Below are 18,825 nucleotides of genomic sequence, written 5' to 3'. Positions count from 1 at the left end.
GCAGCGTCATGATCGTACGGATCATGGGGGAGGGCCAGGTCAAGCTGGCCGACAGTCACCTCGTCGAACTGAACGAGCTCGACGAAGTCCTGCTCAAGGAGATGGAGAGCGGCGACGGCCCCGGCTTCCGCACGACCCTCCACGCGCTCCTGGACAAGGTGCGCGAGCTCGGCACTCCGCTGCCGGACGACTCCCTGGAGCCGTCCGAGCTGATCCTGCCGGCGCCCGACGCCACCCTCGAAGACGTCACCGCCATGCTCAGCGACGGCGGACTCATCCCCAACTGAGTCCACGGGCCGGCCCGGCGGGCCCGTGGATCGCCGCACCAGCACCCCGCACCGCTGCCCCGCGCCCGGTCCGCCGGACGCGGGGCAGCGCTGCTCCGCGCCCCTCCCCGGAGAAGGCCCCCGTACCGGAGCGGGGGCCGCGTACCGTAGCTGGACGTGACCACCCTCTCGTCCGGCTTCGCGCGCGCCCGCCGCTGGCTCCGGGACCATCCCCTCGCGCTCGACGCGACCCTCGCCCTCGGCTCCCTCGTCGCGATGATCGCCGGTTCGTTCGCGGACCCGGGCACCGGACACGGGCCGACTTTCGGCACCCGCACCCCCGAGCTGTTCAGCGTGCTCCTGATGGTCGTCGCCGCCGTGGCCCTGGTCCTGCGGCGACGGCGTCCGATGGCGGTGCTCGCCGTCACCGGGGTCCTCTCGGCCACCGAGTACATCCTGATGGATCCGCCCGCCCCGGTCGTCATGAGCACGGTCATCGCCCTGTACACCGTCGCCTCGCGCACCGACCGCCCCACCACCTGGCGGGTCGGGCTGCTGACCATGGGGGCGCTCACGGCGGCCTCCATGGTCTTCGGCTCGACGCCCTGGTACAGCCAGGAGAACCTCGGCGTGTTCGCCTGGACCGGGATGGCCGGGGCCGCCGGGGACGCCGTACGCAGCAGACGCGCGTTCGTCGACGCCATCCGGGAACGAGCCGAGCGGGCCGAGCGCACCCGCGAGGAGGAGGCCCGCCGCCGGGTCGCCGAGGAGCGGCTGCGGATCGCGCGGGACCTCCACGACGTCGTCGCCCACCACATCGCCCTGGTCAACGTCCAGGCCGGGGTCGCCGCCCACGTCATGGACAAGCGCCCGGACCAGGCCAAGGAAGCACTCGCCCACGTCCGCGACGCCAGCCGCTCCGCGCTCAACGAACTCCGGGTCACCGTCGGCCTCCTGCGCCAGCAGGGCGACCCCGAGGCGCCCACCGAACCGGCCCCCGGACTCGCCGTCCTCGGCGAGCTGGTCGACACCTTCCGCAACGCCGGGCTCCCCGTCGAGGTGGCATGCTCCGACCACGGGAACCGGCTGCCCGCCGCCGTCGACCTGGCCGCCTACCGGGTCATCCAGGAGGCCCTGACCAACGTCCGCAAGCACGCGGGCGCCGGGGCCAGGGCCGAGGTGAGCGTCGTACGGGTGGGCGCCACCGCCGAGGTCACCGTGCTCGACAACGGCCGGGGGTGCGCCGGCCGACGGCCCGGCGCCGGAGCCGACGACGACCTGGACAGCGGCGGTCACGGCCTGGTCGGCATGCGCGAACGCGTCACCGCCCTCGGCGGGGCCCTCACCGCGGGTCCTCGGTACGGCGGCGGATTCCGGGTCCATGCGATCCTTCCGGTCGAGGCCCGCAAGGGTGAACCGGAGCGGCCGGGCACAGCGGGCGGAACGAGGCTCTGCCGATGACCCAGCCGACCCCGGCACCGACCCCGTCACCGGAACCGACGACCGTGCCGCAGCAGGCTCCCATCAGGGTGCTGCTCGCCGACGACCAGGCGCTGCTGCGCAGCGCGTTCCGGGTGCTGGTGGACTCCGAACCGGACATGGAAGTGGTCGGCGAGGCGGCCGACGGGGCCCAGGCCGTCGAGCTGGCCCGCGCCACCGGCGCCGACGTGGTGCTCATGGACATCCGGATGCCGGGCACCGACGGACTCGCCGCCACCCGCATGATCAGCGCCGACCCGGAACTGTCCGCGGTGCGGGTGGTCATGCTCACCACCTTCGAGGTCGACGAGTACGTGGTCCAGTCGCTGCGCGCCGGGGCCTCCGGCTTCCTCGGGAAGGGCGCGGAGCCGGAGGAGCTCCTCAACGCCATCCGGATCGCCGCGGCCGGCGAGGCGCTGCTCTCGCCCGCCGCGACCAAGGGGCTCATCGCCACGTTCCTGGCCCAGGGCGGCAGCTCGGGGGAGGGGCCGGACAGCGCGGAGTACGCGGAGCGGCTGGCGGCGCTCACCGGCCGCGAACGCGAGGTGCTGGTGCAGGTCGCGGGCGGCCACTCCAACGACCGGATCGCCGAGCGGCTCGCGGTCAGCCCGCTCACCGTCAAGACCCATGTGAACCGGGCGATGGCGAAGCTGGGAGCCCGGGACCGGGCCCAATTGGTGGTAATCGCCTACGAATCGGGCCTGGTGCGTCCCCGGGCGGAGTGACCGGGTGGAGTTCCGGCGTACTGCGGTGTACTCCACCTGCGGTATGCGCGGCATAAGAAAGCAGCCCGGGGGGCGACGAATCGGCGGCGCGGAGCGGAGATCGTAGGACTGGGCTGGAGGTGTAGGTCCCTGACGTTTTCCCCCTCCCGCCCTCTGCCGCGTACGCCACAGAAGAGAGACCCACCCATGTCCTGGCTGTCCAGATTCAGCCTCGCGCAAAGGGCCCTGATCGGGCTGATCTCGATTGTCGCGCTGGTCTTCGGCGCGATAGCGATCCCGCAGCTCAAGCAGCAGCTGCTGCCCACCATCGAACTGCCGATGGTCTCGGTGCTGGCGCCCTACCAGGGTGCGTCTCCCGATGTGGTCGAGAAGCAGGTCGTCGAGCCGCTGGAGAACTCCCTCAAGGCCGTCGACGGCGTCGAGGGCATCACCTCCACCGCCAGTGAGGGCAACGCCCTCATCATGGCGACCTTCGACTTCGGCGACGAGGGCACCAAGCAGCTCGTCGCGGACATCCAGCAGGCGGTCAACCGGGCCCGCGCCCAGCTGCCCGACGGCGTCGACCCGCAGGTCGTCGCCGGCTCCACGGACGACATCCCGACCGTGGTCCTCGCCGTCACCTCCGACAAGGACCAGCAGGTCCTGGCCGACCAGCTCGACCGCACGGTCGTCCCGGCCCTGGAGGACATCGAGGGCGTCGGCCAGGTCACGGTGGACGGTGTGCGGGACCTCCAGGTCTCCGTCGTCCCCGACGACAAGAAGCTCGCCGAGGCCGGCCTGGACGCGGGCGCGCTCGCCCAGGCCCTCCAGGCGGGCGGCGCCACCGTTCCGGCCGGCTCCTTCTCCGAGTCCGGCAAGAGCCGCACCATTCAGGTCGGCGGCTCCTACACCTCGCTGCAGCAGATCGAGGACCTCCAGGTCGTCGCCAAGGCCCCGGCGGGCGGCAAGCCCGGAAAGCCGGTGCGCCTCGGTGACGTGGCCGAGGTGAAGCAGGAGCCGTCCAACGCGGTCTCCATCACCCGCACCAACGGCAAGCCGAGCCTCGCCGTGATGGCGACGATGGACAAGGACGGCAGCGCCGTCACCATCTCGGACGCGGTCAAGGACAAGCTCCCCGACCTCCGCGAGGACCTCGGTGAGGGCGCGGAGGTGACGGTCGTCTCCGACCAGGGCCCCGCCGTCTCCAAGTCGATCTCGGGCCTGACCACGGAGGGCGCGCTCGGCCTGGTCTTCGCCGTCGTCGTGATCCTGGTCTTCCTCGCCTCGATCCGCTCGACGCTGGTCACCGCGGTCTCCATCCCGCTCTCGATCGTCCTCGCGCTGATCGTGCTCTGGACCCGCGACCTGTCGCTGAACATGCTCACGCTGGGCGCGCTCACCATCGCCATCGGCCGGGTCGTCGACGACTCGATCGTGGTCCTGGAGAACATCAAGCGCCACCTCGGCTACGGCGAGGAGCGCCACGCGGCGATCATCACCGCGGTCAAGGAGGTCGCCGGAGCGGTCACCTCCGCCACGCTCACCACCGTCGCGGTCTTCCTGCCCATCGGGCTGGTCGGCGGCATGGTCGGCCAGCTCTTCGGCTCGTTCTCGCTGACCATCACCGCGGCGCTGCTGGCCTCCCTGCTGGTCTCGCTCACCGTGGTGCCGGTGCTGTCGTACTGGTTCCTGCGCGCGCCCAAGGGCACCCCCGAGGACGCGGCGGAGGCCCGACGCCTCGCCGAGGAGAAGGAAGCGGCCAGCAAGCTCCAGCGGATCTACGTCCCGGTCCTGCGCTTCGCGACCCGCCGCCGGGTCACCAGCCTCGTCATCGCCGTCGCCGTGCTCCTCGGCACCTTCGGGATGGTCCCGCTGCTGAAGACGAACTTCTTCGACGCCGGCGAGCAGGAGGTCCTGACCGTCAAGCAGGAGCTGACGCCCGGCACCAGCCTGGAAGCCGCCGACGAGGCGGCCCGCAAGGTCGAGAAGGTCATCGAGCAGGACAAGGGCGTCAAGGACTACCAGGTCACCGTCGGATCCTCCGGCTTCATGGCCGCCTTCGGCGGCGGCACGGGCGCCAACCAGGCTTCCTACCAGGTCACCCTGAAGGACGCCGCGGACTACGAGGACGCCCAGGACCGCATCGACGAGGCCCTCGGCAAGCTCGACGGCATCGGCGACACCACCATCGGAGCGGGCGACGGCTTCGGCTCCCAGGACCTGAGCGTCGTCGTCAAGGCCGCCGACGGAGACGTCCTCAAGAAGGCCGCCGAGGCGGTCCGCACCGAGGTCGCCACCATCAAGGACGTCACCGACGTCCAGAGCGACCTGGCGCAGAGCGTCCCGCGCATCTCGGTCACCGCCAACGACAAGGCGGCCGCCGCCGGATTCGACTCCGCCACGCTGGGCGGCATCGTCGCCGGAGCCGTACGCGGCACGCCCGCCGGCACCGCGACGCTGGACGACACCGAGCGCGACGTCGTCATCCGGTCCTCCACCCCGGCCGCCACCATGGCCGAGCTGAAGGCCCTGCCGCTCGGCCCGGTCAAGCTCGGCGACATCGCCGACGTGAAGGTCGTCCCCGGCCCGGTCTCGATGACCCGGATCGACGGACAGCGCTCGGCGACGATCACCGCCAAGCCCGTCGGCGACAACACCGGCGCGGTCAGCACCGATCTCGCCAAGAAGATCGACGCCCTGGACCTCCCGGACGGCGCCACCGCCACCATCGGCGGCGTCACCGAGGACCAGAACGAAGCGTTCATGCAGCTCGGCCTCGCCATGCTGGCGGCCATCGCGATCGTCTTCATGCTGCTGGTGGCCACCTTCCGGTCGCTCGTCCAGCCGCTGATCCTGCTGGTCTCCGTCCCGTTCGCGGCGACCGGCGCGCTGGCCCTCCTGCTCATCACGGGCACCCCGCTGGGCGTCCCCGCGATGATCGGCATGCTGATGCTCATCGGCATCGTGGTCACCAACGCGATCGTGCTGATCGACCTGATCAACCAGTACCGCGCCCAGGGTCTCGGCATCGTCGAAGCCGTCATCGAGGGCGGACGCCACCGCTTCCGCCCGATCATCATGACGGCGCTCGCGACCATCTTCGCCCTGCTCCCGATGGCGCTCGGCGTCACCGGCGAGGGCGGCTTCATCTCGCAGCCGCTGGGCGTCGTGGTGATCGGCGGCCTGATCAGCTCCACGCTGCTGACCCTGCTGCTGGTGCCGACGCTGTACGCGATGGTCGAGCTCCGCAAGGAGCGCCGCGCCAAGAAGAAGGCGGCCAAGCGCGCCGCGAAGACGGGCGTCCCGGACCGGGCGGAGCCGGAGGAGGCCCGCGAGGCCGAGCCGGCGAAGGCCTGACACGAGAGGAGGGGCCTGTCCCGCGCACCCGCGTGGGACAGGCCCCTTCCGTGTTTCCCGCCTACTTGACCGAGGAGATGAACGCGTCCCAGGCGGTGGCCTGGAGGACGAGTGCGGGCCCGGTGGGGTTCTTGCTGTGGCGTACGGGGACGAGTCCGGGGAAGTCGTCGCTGATCTCGACGCACTCGCCGCCGCTCGCGTTGCTGTAGCTGCTGCTGCGCCAGGTGGCGGTGCTCAGGTCCGGAGACTGGGGCATGTAGCCCTCCATCGCTGCGGGGGTGATTTTCCTCGGATTCGTAGCGCGCTAGATCTACTTGACCGAGGAGACGAACGCCTCCCAGGTGGTGGCCTGGAGGGCGAGTGCGGGTCCGGTGGGGTTCTTGCTGTCGCGTACGGGGACGAGTCCCGGGAAGTCGTCGCTGACCTCCACGCATTCACCCCCGTTCGTGTTGCTGTAGCTGCTGCTGCGCCAGGTGGCGGTGCTCAGCTCGGGGGAGTGGGTCATGGTCGGTAGCCCTCCATCGCGGTACGAATTCGATCCGCCGACTCGCCCAGCGTGAGGGAGTTGGCCCGCAGCACGTCGTACTGCCGCCGCCACTTCTTCACCGCGACCGGGTCTTCGTAGAGATGACCGGCCTGGATGCCTTCCTCGTACGCCACCGAAGTGCCATCCGGCAGAGTCAGCAGAGTGAGCGCGCCACCCAGCAACGAGTGCGGCCCCGCACTGAACGGCATCACCTGCACTTTACTGCTCGGCGTGTCCACCTGCTCCAGCAGCGAGGCCAGTTGCTCGCGCATGCACTCAGGGCTGCCGACCTGCCGCCGCAGCACCGCCTCGTCGATGATCGCCCAACGGAGCGGTGGATCGTCCGAACGCAGCCGCACCTGCCGGGACATCCGCGCGGTGACACGATCCTCGACCTGTTCGGGGCTCAGCTCCTCCTGGCAGCGGAGCAGGCCCCGCGCGTACTCCTCCGTCTGCAACAACCCCGGCAACGCCTGCGCCCCGTACTGCTCTATCACCTCCGCCCGGAACTCGAAGTCCATGTACCGCTGGTACTGGTCCGGGTGGATCTCCCGCCGGGCCAGCTCGTAGAGCCCGTGGAAGTGCTTGTCCGTCCCGAAGGCGATGTCCAGGCGGCTCGGGATGTCCGGCGGCGGCATCAGCTCGGCCGTCTCGATGCGGCCCAGCGTGCTCTTGCTGGAGTTCACGATGCCCGCGAGCTGGACGAGGGACAGGGCCGCCCGCTCGCGGTGGCGGCGTTGCTCGGAGCCGAAGTAGTGGCGGGCGGACACATAGGGCGTGAGGGGCTGGGGCTTGAACGTCACGGTGCGTGCCTTTCGTGTGTCCCGTTCCCAAGGCCGGGACAGCTGCGCTCTGTTGAGGTCACGTTCCTCAGGGCGACGATTGCGGCACACACCGTAACCGCCCTTTCGTGCAGTGCACCAGAGGGCCTTCTCCGGAGGTAGTGACCGAGATGATGTTCGACGGCAAGGGCCGGGCCCTGCGACTGCTCCCGTGGACCAACGACTTCGGGGGGCCGTGCTGGCTCAGCACGACTGACCCGGGCAGTCGCGTCTCCCGGATGGCGGACGAACTGGAGGCCGCCATGATCGCCTCGGCCGAGGAAGTGCTCTGCGAGGCGCGGGAGTTGCTGGCGGAGTCGGTGGTGGGGGAACGGGAGCTGCGGTTCGCGGGCACCCGGCTCGCCGAGTCGCTGGGGGACACCCTGCGGATCGCGGCGAGCCGGGGCGGACGGCTGGAGAACACCGACTGAGAGGCCGGGCGGCTAGGTTGCGGCCATGGAGATACAGGCCCGCCCCTACCGCCACCCGCACGTCTCCCGGCTGGTCGACCGCTTGCAGGCGGAGTACGTCGAGATCTACGGGTCACCGGACGACAGCCCCACCGACCCGGGGCAGTTCTCGCCCCCTCGCGGGTCGTTCGCGGTGGGGTACGTCGACGGGGAGCCCGTCGCCATGGGTGGCTGGCGGTTCCGCGAGGACGGGCGCGCGGAGCTCAAGCGCATGTACGTCACCGACGAGCACCGCGGCCAGGGGCATTCCCGCACCGTCCTGGCGTGGCTGGAGGGCTCGGCCGCCGAGGCGGGAGCGTCGGCCATGGTTCTGGAGACGAACCAGCGGCACCCGGCGGCGATCGGCCTGTACCGCTCGTGCGGCTACACCGAAACGCCCGCTTTCGGCCACTACGCCGACGACCCGCTCACCGTCTGCCTGGGCCGGCCGCTCCAGCCTCCTCGGGTGCGGCCGGCCGGCCCGCCGTCGCCGACGGCGGGCCGCTGACCCTCAGGCCTCCCCGCCCAGCGCCTGAATGATTCGGTGCCACGACTTCCCCCGCTGGTCGGGGAGCCGGGCGCTGAGGGCCACCGTCTCCCGCACCAGCTTGGCGCGGGTCTCCTCGGAGGCCTTGTGCAGGAGCGCGGCCAGGTCGTCCGGCTCGAAGCCCTCGGTGGCCCCGGCGAGGACCAGGGCCACCTGTGCGTGGGTGAGCGAGGAGAGCCGGTCGCCGAAGACCTGGCCCTCGATGCCCCCGCCGTGCATCAGCGCGACGCCGTCCCCGGCCTCCAACGCCCGGTCCACGTAAGCCTGGAGGGCCTCGCGGTCCTCGACGAGGCGGTAGGCGGCGTCCAGGCCCTCGGCGCGGCCGATGTCGAGCATCGCGACGTGGGCCAGCGGGGTGTCCCCGGGCGGCTGGACGGTCAGCAGGCGCGGGTGCTCCTCCAGGTAGGCCCGCGACTCCGTCCAGTCCGCGCACTCCAGCCACTGCGCCAACTGCTCCTGGAGGATCAGCGGATCGTAGGCGGCGGTCACCCCGTGGGCGATGACGGCCTCACGGAGCAGGGCGTGCCGCTGCGCACCGTGCGGGTCCAGGACGGCCAGCTCGTCCAGGGCCGTCGCCGCCTCCTCGCCGCCGAGGACCTCGGCGTGCTCGGACCAGAAGTCGCGTGAGCGGGGCCAGTTGGGCGCGAACATCCAGGCGCTGACGAGGTCCAGCGTCCCCGGCGACAGGGCGAGCCAGCTCGGCACGGGCGTGAAGGTCTCGTCCTCCCAGGCCGTGTGCACCGCCGCGATGTCACCGTACGAGCGCAGCGCCTGCCGGGCCCGTACGGTCACGGTGTCCGCGCCGACGGTCCTCTCCGCGTCCTCGTCGAGCCAGTTCACCAGCTCGCTCACCCCGGTCGCGGGCCACGGGTCCGGGCAGCGCAGCAGGAAGGCGCTCCGCTCCACGGCCAGACGCCGGGCGGTCGCCGGCGCGGCCCCGGCGAACTCCTTGAGGGTCTCGTCGAACTCCTCGATCGCCGCCGCGTGCTCGCCGGTACGGGCGAGAGCCCGGGTCAGGCCGTCGAGGGCGGAGACCAGGGCGGCGTCGGGGGCGCCGGGAGCCTCCAGCGCCAGCGACCGGTGGAGGGCCACCGCCTCCCAGAACGCCTCCACCGCTCCCGCGGCGTCCCCGTTCAGCTCCACGTACGTGCCGAGCACCTGGAGGGAGTCGGCCAGCTCGGCCAGGACGGCGTCCCCCTGTTCGCGCAGGAGGTCGACGGCCTCCCGCGCCGGGGGCAGGGCCTCCTGCGGGTCGCCGGTGCCGGCCAGGCTCCGGGCGAGGGTGCGCAGCGCGGCGGCGAGGCCGGGGCGGCAGGCCGCGGGGTGACGGGCGGCCGGCTCGCGGCAGAGCGCGACGGCTTCCTCCGCCACCCGGAGGCCCGCCTCCGCGTCACCGGCCTTGTTGAGGTGACCGGCCAGGCCGTCGAGCGCCGTGGCCAGCTCCGGGCGGAAGACGTCCGGTCGCTGCCCGGCGAGCGCGCGGAAGAGGCCGCACGCCTCCTGGGCCGCTTCGACCGCCCCGGAGGCGTCGCTCACGGCCGCGCGGTGGCCGCCGAGGGCGTGGAGCGCCGCGGCGAGCCGGGGGAGGAAGGCCTCCGGATCCTCCACGGCCAGGCCCCGGAGAAGGCCGACCGCCTCCTCGGCGTGGGGCACGGCCTCCACGGCCTCCCCGGCGTCCGCCAGACGTGCGGCGTAGTTCAGGAGATACGCGGCGAGCGCCGGGACGGACGCGCCCGGCTGCTCCTCCTCGACCAGCTCGCGCTGGAGCCGCACGGACTGCTTCGCGAACGGCACGGCGGACGCCCGGTCCCCGGTGTCGGCGACGCGGTCGCCCAGGGCGCCCATGGCCAGGGCCAGCTCCGCCTGGAAGTCGCCGGGGCGCTTCATGCCGAGTTCGGCGTAGATCCGCGCGGCCTCCTTCGCCGGGGGCAGGGCGCCGGTGCGGTCCCCGGCGGCGGCGAGCAGGTCCGACAGCCGGTGCAGGGCCCCGGCCAGCGCGGGCAGGCCGGTGGCGGGGTCCTCCTCGGCGGCGGCCCGCCGGCCGCTCACCTCCTCCCGCGCACGCGCCAGCTCCGCACGCGCCGGCTCCGCCTCCGACACCTCGGAGGCGGCGTCGTTCTGCCGGATCTCGTGCCCCGCGCCCGCTCCCACCGCCACGTCGCCGACGCCCGTTCCACGGTCCTCGTAACCCATACCCGCCCCATCGTTCTCGCCGTTCGTTCCGATCGGCCTCATCGGGCCTCACCGGTCCCGCGCGCGAAGAAGCGCTGCGGTGAGTAGCAGCGTAGTTACGCGGTGGTGTCATCGGCCGCCGTATGGGAGAACCGACCCGGCCGGAACGTTCCTGCCCGACCGCCCCGACCGCCCCGACCGCCCCGACCGCCCCGACCGCCCCGACCGGAGCGCCCCGACCGCCCCGACCGCCCCGACCGGAGCGCCCCGACCGGAGCGTCTCGGCCGGTGCGTCCCGGGCATACGGGAAAGCCCCGGTACGCCGACCTGCGGCATACCGGGGCTTCTCGGTTCTCGGGGACCCGCGCGGCGCTACGGCAGCGCCAGCATCCGCTCCAGCGCGAGCTTCGCGTACTTCTCCGTCTCCGGGTCGACCTCGATCCGGTTGACCAGCTTGCCCTCGGCCAGGGACTCCAGGGTCCAGACCAGGTGCGGCAGGTCGATGCGGTTCATCGTCGAGCAGAAGCAGACCGTCTTGTCGAGGAAGACGATCTCCTTGTCCTCCGCGGCGAAACGGTTCGCCAGTCGGCGGACCAGGTTCAGCTCCGTGCCGATGGCCCACTTCGAGCCGGCCGGGGCCGCCTCCAGGGCCTTGATGATGTACTCCGTCGAGCCCACGTAGTCCGCGGCGGCGACGACCTCGTGCTTGCACTCCGGGTGCACCAGCACGTTGACCCCTGGCATCCGGGCCCGGACGTCCTCGACCGACTCGACCGAGAAGCGGCCGTGGACCGAGCAGTGCCCGCGCCACAGGATCATCTTCGCGTCGCGCAGCTGCTCGGCGGTGAGGCCGCCGTTCGGCTTGTGCGGGTTGTAGAGGACGCAGTCCGTGAGGCTCAGCCCCATGTCCCGCACGGCCGTGTTGCGGCCCAGGTGCTGGTCGGGCAGGAAGAGGATCTTCTCGCCCTGCTCGAAGGCCCACTCCAGGGCCCGCTTCGCGTTGGACGACGTACAGATCGTGCCGCCGTGCTTGCCGGTGAAGGCCTTGATGTCGGCGGAGGAGTTCATGTACGAGACGGGCACCACCTGATCGGCGACCCCGGCCTCCGTCAGCACGTCCCAGCACTCGGCGACCTGCTCGGCGGTGGCCATGTCGGCCATCGAGCAGCCGGCCGCCAGGTCGGGCAGGACGACCGCCTGGGCGTCCGTGGTCAGGATGTCCGCGGACTCCGCCATGAAGTGGACGCCGCAGAAGACGATGTACTCGGCCTCCGGACGCGCGGCCGCGTCGCGGGCCAGCTTGAACGAGTCGCCGGTGACGTCCGCGAACTGGATGACCTCGTCGCGCTGGTAGTGGTGGCCGAGGACGAACACCTTGTCCCCGAGCTTCTCCTTCGCGGCGCGGGCGCGCTCCACCAGGTCCGGGTCGGACGGGGAGGGCAGGTCGCCGGGGCATTCGACGCCGCGCTCGCTCCTCGGGTCGGCCTCGCGGCCGAGCAGCAGCAGCGCGAGCGGTGTCGGCTGTACGTCCAGGGGCTGGGCCGTGGTCACGTCACGCACCCTTTCTAGTCTGCGAACTCAAGATCACTCCGCGAACATCCGCGAAGAGCTTCGGCGAACTCGCCTTTTCGTCTATTTGACGCTATCTATCATAGCCGCTTCGTGTCAGTTTGACGATGCCGATAGCGTCGATGTGACGCATCCCCCGGGCGGCCCGGTGTGCGAGCATGAAAGGGAACAGACAAGCGCTTGGCCCGGAATGAATCCGCGGGTCTGGCGGTTGAACCGTCGGCAAGCAGTCCGTACAACCCGGGAGAGAAGCAGATGTCCGTATCGGACGAGACCACCACCGTGAGCGACGGCATCCTCCTGTCCGACGCCGCCGCCGCCAAGGTCAAGGGCCTGCTGGAGCAGGAAGGCCGCGAGGATCTGGCGCTGCGCGTCGCCGTTCAGCCCGGCGGTTGCTCGGGCCTGCGCTACCAGCTCTTCTTCGACGAGCGTTCGCTCGACGGTGACGTCGTGAAGGACTTCGACGGCGTCAAGGTCGTCACCGACCGGATGAGCGCCCCGTACCTGGGCGGCGCCTCCATCGACTTCGTCGACACCATCGAGAAGCAGGGCTTCACGATCGACAACCCGAACGCCTCCGGCTCCTGCGCCTGCGGCGACTCGTTCAGCTAAGCGCTGCGCGTACGGCATACGGAGGCGGCCCCGGGATCAGTCCCGGGGCCGCCTCCGTACGTACAACACCGCTCACCCGCTCACCCGCTCACCCGTTCATCCGCGCGGCACCGCACCGCCCGACGCCGCGTCGATCACCGTGCGGTCGCCCAGCGGCTTCTCCAGCGTCACCGTCCGGGTCAGCTCCTTGGCGATCATGATGCAGGCCTTCTTGCCCTCCTGCGGCTTCTCCGTCACCGAGATCGCCACCTGGCCCGCGCTCTCCTTCGCGCTCGCCGTGTACGTACTGCACACGCCGCCCCAGAACGTCACCTCAAGGGTCCGCCCGTCCGCGCCGTACGAGGTCACCTTCCGGTCCCCGGAGGGCGCGGGCGCCTCCGGCTTCTCGATGAACTCCGGGTCCACGGCGACCTGCGTGACCATGTTCTCCGGGCCGCCGGGGGCCTGGCGGACCGTGAACAGCCAGGACGGCACCAGCGTCTGCCGGCCGTCCACGTAGTTCAGCGCGAGGCCGAACACCGCGTCCTCGACCGTCTGCTCCACCGGCGCCCGCTTGCCGTTCGACGGCACGCACTGGGGGGCCGAGGGCTTCGGCTCGCCCTGGTGCGGTACGGGAGTGGCGCAGCCGCCGACGTCCCGGTCGGCGTCGCCCCTGCCCCGGCTCACCGCGTTCAGCTGCTTCAGCGCCTCGTCCGCGCCGACCGCCGGGTAGGTGTCGCCCTTCTCCAGCGCCTTCAGGTGTCCGCTGCCGCCGGTCACCTCGCCGTCCGGGCCCACCTGGACACCGGTCGACCAGCCGTAGGTCGGCAGCCCGTCGATCTTCGGGTCGGCGTTCACCACCCGGACGTCGCCCATCAGCTGGCCCGCGTTCAGCGTCGCGTCGTCCTGCCCGGCCGCCTTGAGCACCGGGATCGCGGCCGCCTTCGCCGCCTTCTCGCTCACCGGGTCACCGCCCGGCTCCGGCGCCCCGTTCGCGCACATCGTCCCCGGCTCACAGGGCTTGGCCGGGGTGGTGCGGGCGAACGTCCAGGTGCCCGGGGCCTGCTTTCCCACCTTCAGGATCGCCCCGGGCCCGTCGTCGTCGCCGACCACCCAGGACGTGCCCTGGGTGCGCGGCGAGCCCGGGATGCCCAGCGCCTCAGCCAGCCGGGCGACGTCGGCCGACGCGACCGTGCTCTTCGCGTGGTGGACCGCCGCCTCGTCCGGGCCGTCCGGGAGTTCACCGGCGGCCCGGTAGATCACGGGCGGGCCGCCCGGGTCCGGTTCGCCGGGTGCGATGCCCGCGGGAGGGGTGTCCGAGGCCGAGGACGTGGAGCCCGGGCCGTCGCCGACAGGGGCGTCAAGGGCCAGCGGCAGGGCCTCGCCCCGCGTCGACGCGTTGCTGTCCGCCGCTCCGCCGTCGCCCGCGGCGGTCGAGGCCCAGTACGCCCCACCGCCTCCGGCCAGCAGCACGGCCGCGGCCACCGAGGCCACCGCGAGCGGCGGACGCCGCCGCCGGGGACCGGTCACGTCGTTGTCGGGTCGCTCGGTGCTCACCGGATCGCTCCTTCGACTGCGTTGCCGTCGCGGTGCCTGCCGCGTGTCCCCGGACGGGGACACCGGTGGGACGGAGCGGAGGAGCGCGCGGTTCCCGCGGCCGGGACCGGGCCGGACGCGGACACCGTGCGGTCGCCGCCGGAAGCCCGGACGGAATGGCCGAAACGTGATGTCGTCCGTGCCGGTGCGGTCGGTCCTCAGTCGCCGTACTCGGACATCGCGTCGATCAGCCGCGCCGACGAGGGCGGGACCGTCACCCCGTTGATCAGGGACGGCTTCACCGGAACCGGCGCGCTCTTCACGGACGCCGTCCAGTGCGGCGCCATGCGCGCACAGTCACCGCGCAGTGCGGCCAGGCTCAATTCCGACTCGGGCAATGCGGTGGGCTTCGACATATCCGCACCGTAACCACGGTCGAGCACAGGTAGAAAGCCCTACTATCGGGTAGTTTTCCCTTTTCCTGGCCGCCGGCTCACCCGGTAGCGTGAACTGTCACGTCGTCCCGGAGGGCGCACACTCACGGCCCTTCGCCTTCCGCAGGAGTAGCCTCCCGTGCGCATTGCAGTCACCGGCTCGATCGCCACTGACCACCTCATGACCTTCCCCGGCCGCTTCGCCGACCAGCTGGTCGCGGATCAGCTGCACACGGTCTCCCTCTCCTTCCTGGTCGACAACCTCGATGTCCGCCGGGGCGGTGTCGCCGCCAACATCTGCTTCGGCATGGGCCTGCTCGGCACCAGCCCGATCCTGGTCGGCGCCGCGGGCGCGGACTTCGACGAGTACCGCTCCTGGCTCGACCGGCACGGCGTCGAGACCGGATCGGTCCGTATCTCCGAGGTACTGCACACCGCCCGCTTCGTCTGCACCACCGACGCCGACCACAACCAGATCGGCTCCTTCTACACGGGCGCGATGAGCGAGGCCCGCCTCATCGAGCTGAAGAGCGTCGCCGACCGCGTCGGCGGCCTCGACCTCGTCTCCATCGGAGCCGACGACCCCGAGGCGATGCTCCGCCACACCGAGGAGTGCCGCTCCCGGAACATCCCGTTCGCCGCCGACTTCTCGCAGCAGATCGCGCGGATGGACGGCGAGGAGATCCGCATCCTCCTCGACGGCGCCACCTACCTCTTCTCCAACGAGTACGAGAAGGGGCTCATCGAGTCCAAGACCGGCTGGAGCGACGAGGAGATCCTCGCCAAGGTCGGCCACCGCGTCACCACCCTCGGCGCCCGCGGTGTCCGGATCGAGCGGGCCGGCGAGCCGGTCATCGAGGTCGGCTGCCCCGAGGAGGACACGAAGGCCGACCCCACCGGCGTCGGCGACGCCTTCCGGGCCGGCTTCCTCTCCGGCCTCGCCTGGGGCGTCGGCCTGGAGCGCGCCGCCCAGGTCGGCTGCATGCTCGCCACCCTGGTCATCGAGACGGTCGGCACCCAGGAGTACACCCTGCGCCGCACCCACTTCATGGACCGTTTCACCAAGGCGTACGGCCACGAGGCCGCCGCCGAGGTCCGGCAGCACCTGGTGTGATCAGCTGAGCCGGCGGACCACATAGGCCGAGCCGCGGTCCGCCGGCTCCTCGCCCACGTACTCCTGGCCCCGCATCTCGCACCAGGCCGGGATGTCCAGCCGCGCCGCCTCGTCGTCGGCGAGCACCGTCACCGTGGCGCCCACCGCTACCTCCCCGATCACCTTTGCGAGCTCGATCACCGGGACCGGGCAGCGGCGGCCCAGCGCGTCGACCACCAGGGACGCGGCGGGCCCGGGGGGGCGGGGTGCGGAGACCGGGGCGCCCAGCCGCTCGCGGACCCCGGCGACCACCCCGGGCAGGACCTCCAGGAAGCGGTCCACGTCCGCCCCGGCCGTGCCCGGCGGCAGCGACACCCGGATGTTCCCCTCCGAGAGCACCCCCATCGCCTTGAGCACATGGCTCGGAACCAGGGTGCTGCTCGTGCAGGACGAGCCGGACGACACGGAGAACTCCCTCCGGTCCAGCTCGTGCAGCAGGGTCTCCCCGTCGACGTAGAGACAGGAGAAGGTGACCAGATGCGGCAGCCGCCGCTCCGGATCACCCACCACCTCGACATCGGGAACCCGCTCGGTCACCACGGTCCGGATCCGGTCCACCAGGGCGCGCAGCCGCACCGACTCCGCCGCCGCCTCGCCCCGTACCGCGCGCAACGAGGCCGCCGCCGCCACGATCGCCGGCAGGTTCTCGAACCCCGCCGCCCGCCCCGACTCCCGCTCCCCGGCCGGTCCCCGGGATGCGAACCGCACCCCCTTGCGGACCGCGAGCAGCCCGACCCCGGCCGGACCGCCCCACTTGTGCGCGCTCGCCGTCAGCAGCGACCAGCCCCCCGGGACCGGGCCCCAGCCGAGCGACTGGGCGGCGTCCACCAGCAGCGGCACCCCGGCGTCCGCACAGCGCGCGGCGACCTCGGCGACGGGCTGCTCGGTGCCCACCTCGTGGTTGGCCGACTGGAGGCAGGCCAGCGCGGTGTCCGCCCGCAGCGCCCCGCCGTACACCGCCGGGTCCACCGCCCCCGTGCGGTCCACCGGCACCTCGGTGAACGAGCCGCCCGCCGCCTCGTGGGCCGCCGCCGAATGGAGCACCGACGAGTGTTCGACCGCCGAGAGGGCCAGATGGCGGCCGACACGCCGACGCCCCGAAAGAGCCCCGGCAATTCCCGCGTGCACCGCCGTCGTCCCGGACGAGGTGAAGACCAGTTCGTCGGGGCGGCATCCGACGGCCTCCGCGGCGGCCTCCCGGGCCGCGTCCAGGAGCAGCCTGGCCCGCCGCCCCTCCCGGTACAGGCGGGCGGGATCGGCCCAGCCCTCGTCGAGCGCGGCAAGCAGGGCCTGGCGTGCGACGGGGTGCAGGGGGGCGGCGGAGGCGGCATCGAAGTAGGGCACCCCGCCACGCTAGCCCGCACCCGGCCCCACCTCGCCGGGGGCCGTTCCTCCCGGACGGGCGAGTGGCCGTCAGATGGGGCCCGGAGGCCCGGATTCCACCCCATGGGCGTGTCGGGCGGCGCGTTGGGCACCCTCCCCGCGCGACCCCAAATAGCGTCCAGTAGGGTTTGGTCCGCATAAACATCCAAACCCCTGCCCGCGTCAGGGCCGGCGACCGACCAGAGACATACGGGCGCGCCGACCGTGCGGGCGAGACTCTCGGGAAGGCGCTACGTGAGTCCCAACGGCTCCGACCGCTCGTCGCGGCGCCCGATGCGGCGGAAGCTGCCGCAGGTGCTGACTGCGGGCCTGGTCCTGGCGACGGCCTCCGGTTGTTCATACAACTGGGAGGATTTCCCCCGCCTCGGAATGCCCACTCCGGTTACGGAAGAGGCCCCTCGGATCCTCTCTCTCTGGCAAGGCTCGTGGGCGGCAGCGCTCGTCACGGGTGTCCTTGTCTGGGGGCTGATCCTCTGGAGCGTCTTCTTCCACCGGCGTAGCAGGACCAAGGTGGAGGTACCTCCGCAGACCAGGTACAACATGCCCATCGAGGCGTTGTACACAGTGGTTCCCCTCATCATCGTCTCGGTGCTCTTCTACTTCACCGCACGTGATGAGTCGAAGCTCCTCGAGCTCTCCGACAAGCCCGCCCACACCATCAACGTGGTCGGCTTCCAGTGGAGCTGGGGCTTCAACTACATCGAGAAGGTGGACGGCCAGCCCGCGGCGGGCCCCGAGATCCCCAAGGAACTCGACGCCATCCCCGACCGGTTCCGCAAGGACTTCCCCGAAGGCGCCGGCGGCGTCTACGACGTGGGCATCCCCGGGACCCGTAACCCGCAGAACGGCAACCCGGGTCCGACCCTGTGGCTGCCGAAGGGTGAGAAGGTCCGCTTCGTCCTCACTTCGCGTGACGTCATCCACTCCTTCTGGGTGGTGCCGTTCCTCATGAAGCAGGACGTCATCCCGGGCCACACCAACGCGTTCGAGGTCACTCCCAACCGGGAGGGCACCTTCATGGGCAAGTGCGCCGAGCTCTGTGGCGCCGACCACTCCCGGATGCTCTTCAACGTCAAGGTCGTCTCCCCGGAGCGTTACCAGCAGCACCTCAAGGAGCTGGCTGAGAAGGGTCAGACGGGCTACGTGCCAGCAGGCATCGCGCAGACGGACCCGGCCAGGAATGCGGAGAAGAACCAACTGTGAGCATCCTCAACGAACCTCAGGGTGCCGCTCCGGCAGACGACTCGTACGAGGACGAGCTGCCCGTGCGGCGCAAGCAGCCGGGAAACATCGTCGTGAAGTGGCTGACCACCACTGACCACAAGACGATCGGTACGCTCTACCTGGTCACGTCGTTCGTGTTCTTCTGCATCGGCGGACTCATGGCGCTCTTCATGCGCGCCGAGCTGGCCCGTCCGGGCACGCAGATCATGTCGAACGAGCAGTTCAACCAGGCGTTCACGATGCACGGCACGATCATGCTGCTGATGTTCGCGACGCCGCTGTTCGCCGGATTCGCGAACTGGATCATGCCGCTGCAGATCGGCGCGCCCGACGTGGCGTTCCCGCGGCTGAACATGTTCGCGTACTGGCTGTACCTCTTCGGCTCGCTCATCGCGGTGGCCGGCTTCCTCACCCCGCAGGGCGCGGCCGACTTCGGCTGGTTCGCCTACTCCCCGCTCTCGGACGCGGTCCGTTCGCCGGGGATCGGCGCCGACATGTGGATCATGGGTCTGGCCTTCTCCGGCTTCGGCACGATCCTCGGCTCGGTCAACTTCATCACCACGATCATCTGCATGCGCGCACCCGGCATGACGATGTTCCGCATGCCGATCTTC

18 protein-coding genes are annotated in these 18,825 nt (G+C 71.5%); 10 read left to right on the top strand and 8 right to left on the bottom strand.

Annotated elements, in window-relative coordinates:
• The first annotated feature begins 8 nt into the window (after window positions 1–8).
• The 4 genes from pspAA (at window position 9) to D581_RS0115290 (ending at window position 5,806) form a co-directional block, all read left to right on the top strand.
• A complete protein-coding gene (gene pspAA / locus D581_RS0115305) occupies window positions 9–287 on the top strand; it encodes a PspA-associated protein PspAA (RefSeq protein WP_020679206.1) in 279 nt (92 codons plus the stop codon).
• Between the two features lie 156 nt (window positions 288–443).
• Entirely contained in the window at window positions 444–1,727 is a 1,284-nt protein-coding gene (locus D581_RS0115300; RefSeq protein ID WP_018958094.1) for a sensor histidine kinase, read from the top strand.
• Entirely contained in the window at window positions 1,724–2,470 is a 747-nt protein-coding gene (locus D581_RS0115295) for a response regulator (protein ID WP_018958093.1), read from the top strand. The genes D581_RS0115300 and D581_RS0115295 overlap by 4 nt, the downstream gene beginning before the upstream one ends.
• A 186-nt stretch (window positions 2,471–2,656) precedes the next feature.
• Window positions 2,657–5,806, top strand: coding sequence for an efflux RND transporter permease subunit (locus D581_RS0115290; RefSeq protein ID WP_018958092.1), 3,150 nt, complete (start codon window positions 2,657–2,659; stop codon window positions 5,804–5,806).
• Window positions 5,807–5,867: 61 nt separating this feature from the next.
• Here D581_RS0115290 and D581_RS0115285 read toward each other — a convergent pair whose 3' ends face one another.
• Genes D581_RS0115285 through D581_RS0115275 form a run of 3 tightly spaced genes read right to left on the bottom strand, consistent with a single transcriptional unit; the run spans window position 5,868 to window position 7,135 of the window.
• Complete coding sequence (locus tag D581_RS0115285) at window positions 5,868–6,062, bottom strand: DUF397 domain-containing protein (RefSeq protein WP_032752756.1); 195 nt, start codon at window positions 6,060–6,062, stop codon at window positions 5,868–5,870.
• Between the two features lie 54 nt (window positions 6,063–6,116).
• Window positions 6,117–6,311: a DUF397 domain-containing protein gene (locus tag D581_RS0115280; protein WP_018958090.1), complete on the bottom strand. Its 195-nt coding sequence runs from the start codon at window positions 6,309–6,311 to the stop codon at window positions 6,117–6,119.
• Complete coding sequence (locus D581_RS0115275; RefSeq protein ID WP_018958089.1) at window positions 6,308–7,135, bottom strand: helix-turn-helix domain-containing protein; 828 nt, start codon at window positions 7,133–7,135, stop codon at window positions 6,308–6,310. Before D581_RS0115275 ends, D581_RS0115280 begins: the two co-directional genes overlap by 4 nt.
• Before the next feature lie 149 nt (window positions 7,136–7,284).
• Here D581_RS0115275 and D581_RS0115270 point away from each other — a divergent pair, with 149 nt between their 5' ends.
• Together D581_RS0115270 and D581_RS0115265 are read left to right on the top strand one after the other, a co-directional pair.
• On the top strand, window positions 7,285–7,584 hold the full coding sequence (locus tag D581_RS0115270; protein WP_026290537.1) for a hypothetical protein: 300 nt from the start codon (window positions 7,285–7,287) through the stop codon (window positions 7,582–7,584).
• A gap of 25 nt (window positions 7,585–7,609) precedes the next feature.
• Complete coding sequence (locus D581_RS0115265) at window positions 7,610–8,110, top strand: GNAT family N-acetyltransferase (RefSeq protein ID WP_018958087.1); 501 nt, start codon at window positions 7,610–7,612, stop codon at window positions 8,108–8,110.
• Between the two features lie 3 nt (window positions 8,111–8,113).
• On the opposite strand, the gene D581_RS0115260 is transcribed toward D581_RS0115265, so the two are convergent.
• Window positions 8,114–10,342 carry a tetratricopeptide repeat protein gene (locus tag D581_RS0115260; RefSeq protein ID WP_018958086.1) on the bottom strand — a complete coding sequence of 743 codons (2,229 nt, stop codon included), beginning with the start codon at window positions 10,340–10,342 and terminating at the stop codon, window positions 8,114–8,116.
• Between the two features lie 351 nt (window positions 10,343–10,693).
• The gene (gene nadA, locus D581_RS0115255) at window positions 10,694–11,881 is read right to left on the bottom strand and encodes a quinolinate synthase NadA (RefSeq protein WP_018958085.1); all 1,188 of its coding nucleotides are present in this window, start codon (window positions 11,879–11,881) and stop codon (window positions 10,694–10,696) included.
• A 264-nt stretch (window positions 11,882–12,145) separates the two neighbouring features.
• Between nadA and D581_RS0115250 the strand changes: the two genes are divergently transcribed.
• Window positions 12,146–12,502 carry a HesB/IscA family protein gene (locus D581_RS0115250; RefSeq protein WP_007451212.1) on the top strand — a complete coding sequence of 119 codons (357 nt, stop codon included), beginning with the start codon at window positions 12,146–12,148 and terminating at the stop codon, window positions 12,500–12,502.
• Window positions 12,503–12,598: 96 nt separating this feature from the next.
• Here the strand turns inward: D581_RS0115250 and D581_RS0115245 are convergent, their stop codons facing one another.
• Both D581_RS0115245 and D581_RS0115240 read right to left on the bottom strand, forming a co-directional pair.
• The gene (locus D581_RS0115245) at window positions 12,599–14,038 is read right to left on the bottom strand and encodes a hypothetical protein (RefSeq protein WP_018958084.1); all 1,440 of its coding nucleotides are present in this window, start codon (window positions 14,036–14,038) and stop codon (window positions 12,599–12,601) included.
• Window positions 14,039–14,235: 197 nt separating this feature from the next.
• Complete coding sequence (locus D581_RS0115240) at window positions 14,236–14,433, bottom strand: hypothetical protein (protein WP_026290536.1); 198 nt, start codon at window positions 14,431–14,433, stop codon at window positions 14,236–14,238.
• A 157-nt stretch (window positions 14,434–14,590) separates the two neighbouring features.
• Between D581_RS0115240 and D581_RS0115235 the strand changes: the two genes are divergently transcribed.
• Entirely contained in the window at window positions 14,591–15,565 is a 975-nt protein-coding gene (locus tag D581_RS0115235; RefSeq protein ID WP_018958082.1) for a carbohydrate kinase family protein, read from the top strand.
• On the opposite strand, the gene D581_RS0115230 is transcribed toward D581_RS0115235, so the two are convergent.
• Window positions 15,566–16,948, bottom strand: a complete 1,383-nt coding sequence (locus D581_RS0115230; RefSeq protein WP_018958081.1) for a cysteine desulfurase/sulfurtransferase TusA family protein — start codon at window positions 16,946–16,948, stop codon at window positions 15,566–15,568.
• 273 nt (window positions 16,949–17,221) lie between these two features.
• On the opposite strand from D581_RS0115230, the gene ctaC reads away from it, so the two are divergent.
• Both ctaC and D581_RS0115220 read left to right on the top strand, forming a co-directional pair.
• On the top strand, window positions 17,222–18,190 hold the full coding sequence (ctaC, locus tag D581_RS0115225) for an aa3-type cytochrome oxidase subunit II (RefSeq protein WP_026290535.1): 969 nt from the start codon (window positions 17,222–17,224) through the stop codon (window positions 18,188–18,190).
• A partial coding sequence (locus D581_RS0115220) for a cbb3-type cytochrome c oxidase subunit I (RefSeq protein WP_018958078.1) occupies window positions 18,187–18,825 on the top strand: 639 nt, incomplete at its 3' end. The genes ctaC and D581_RS0115220, both read left to right, overlap by 4 nt.

The organism is Streptomyces sp. CNB091, assembly GCF_000377965.1.
This window is presented reverse-complemented; position numbering and strand designations above follow the sequence as displayed.

Excerpts from the sequence above, each read along its gene's own strand:
- D581_RS0115260 (WP_018958086.1), bottom strand. The coding sequence starts at position 10,342 with ATGGGTTACGAGGACCGTGGAACGGGCGTCGGCGACGTGGCGGTGGGA.
- D581_RS0115240 (WP_026290536.1), bottom strand. The coding sequence starts at position 14,433 with ATGTCGAAGCCCACCGCATTGCCCGAGTCGGAATTGAGCCTGGCCGCA.
- D581_RS0115290 (WP_018958092.1), top strand. The coding sequence starts at position 2,657 with ATGTCCTGGCTGTCCAGATTCAGCCTCGCGCAAAGGGCCCTGATCGGG.
- pspAA (WP_020679206.1), top strand. The coding sequence starts at position 9 with ATGATCGTACGGATCATGGGGGAGGGCCAGGTCAAGCTGGCCGACAGT.
- D581_RS0115285 (WP_032752756.1), bottom strand. The coding sequence starts at position 6,062 with ATGCCCCAGTCTCCGGACCTGAGCACCGCCACCTGGCGCAGCAGCAGC.
- D581_RS0115295 (WP_018958093.1), top strand. The coding sequence starts at position 1,724 with ATGACCCAGCCGACCCCGGCACCGACCCCGTCACCGGAACCGACGACC.
- D581_RS0115270 (WP_026290537.1), top strand. The coding sequence starts at position 7,285 with ATGATGTTCGACGGCAAGGGCCGGGCCCTGCGACTGCTCCCGTGGACC.
- D581_RS0115280 (WP_018958090.1), bottom strand. The coding sequence starts at position 6,311 with ATGACCCACTCCCCCGAGCTGAGCACCGCCACCTGGCGCAGCAGCAGC.
- D581_RS0115250 (WP_007451212.1), top strand. The coding sequence starts at position 12,146 with ATGTCCGTATCGGACGAGACCACCACCGTGAGCGACGGCATCCTCCTG.
- D581_RS0115265 (WP_018958087.1), top strand. The coding sequence starts at position 7,610 with ATGGAGATACAGGCCCGCCCCTACCGCCACCCGCACGTCTCCCGGCTG.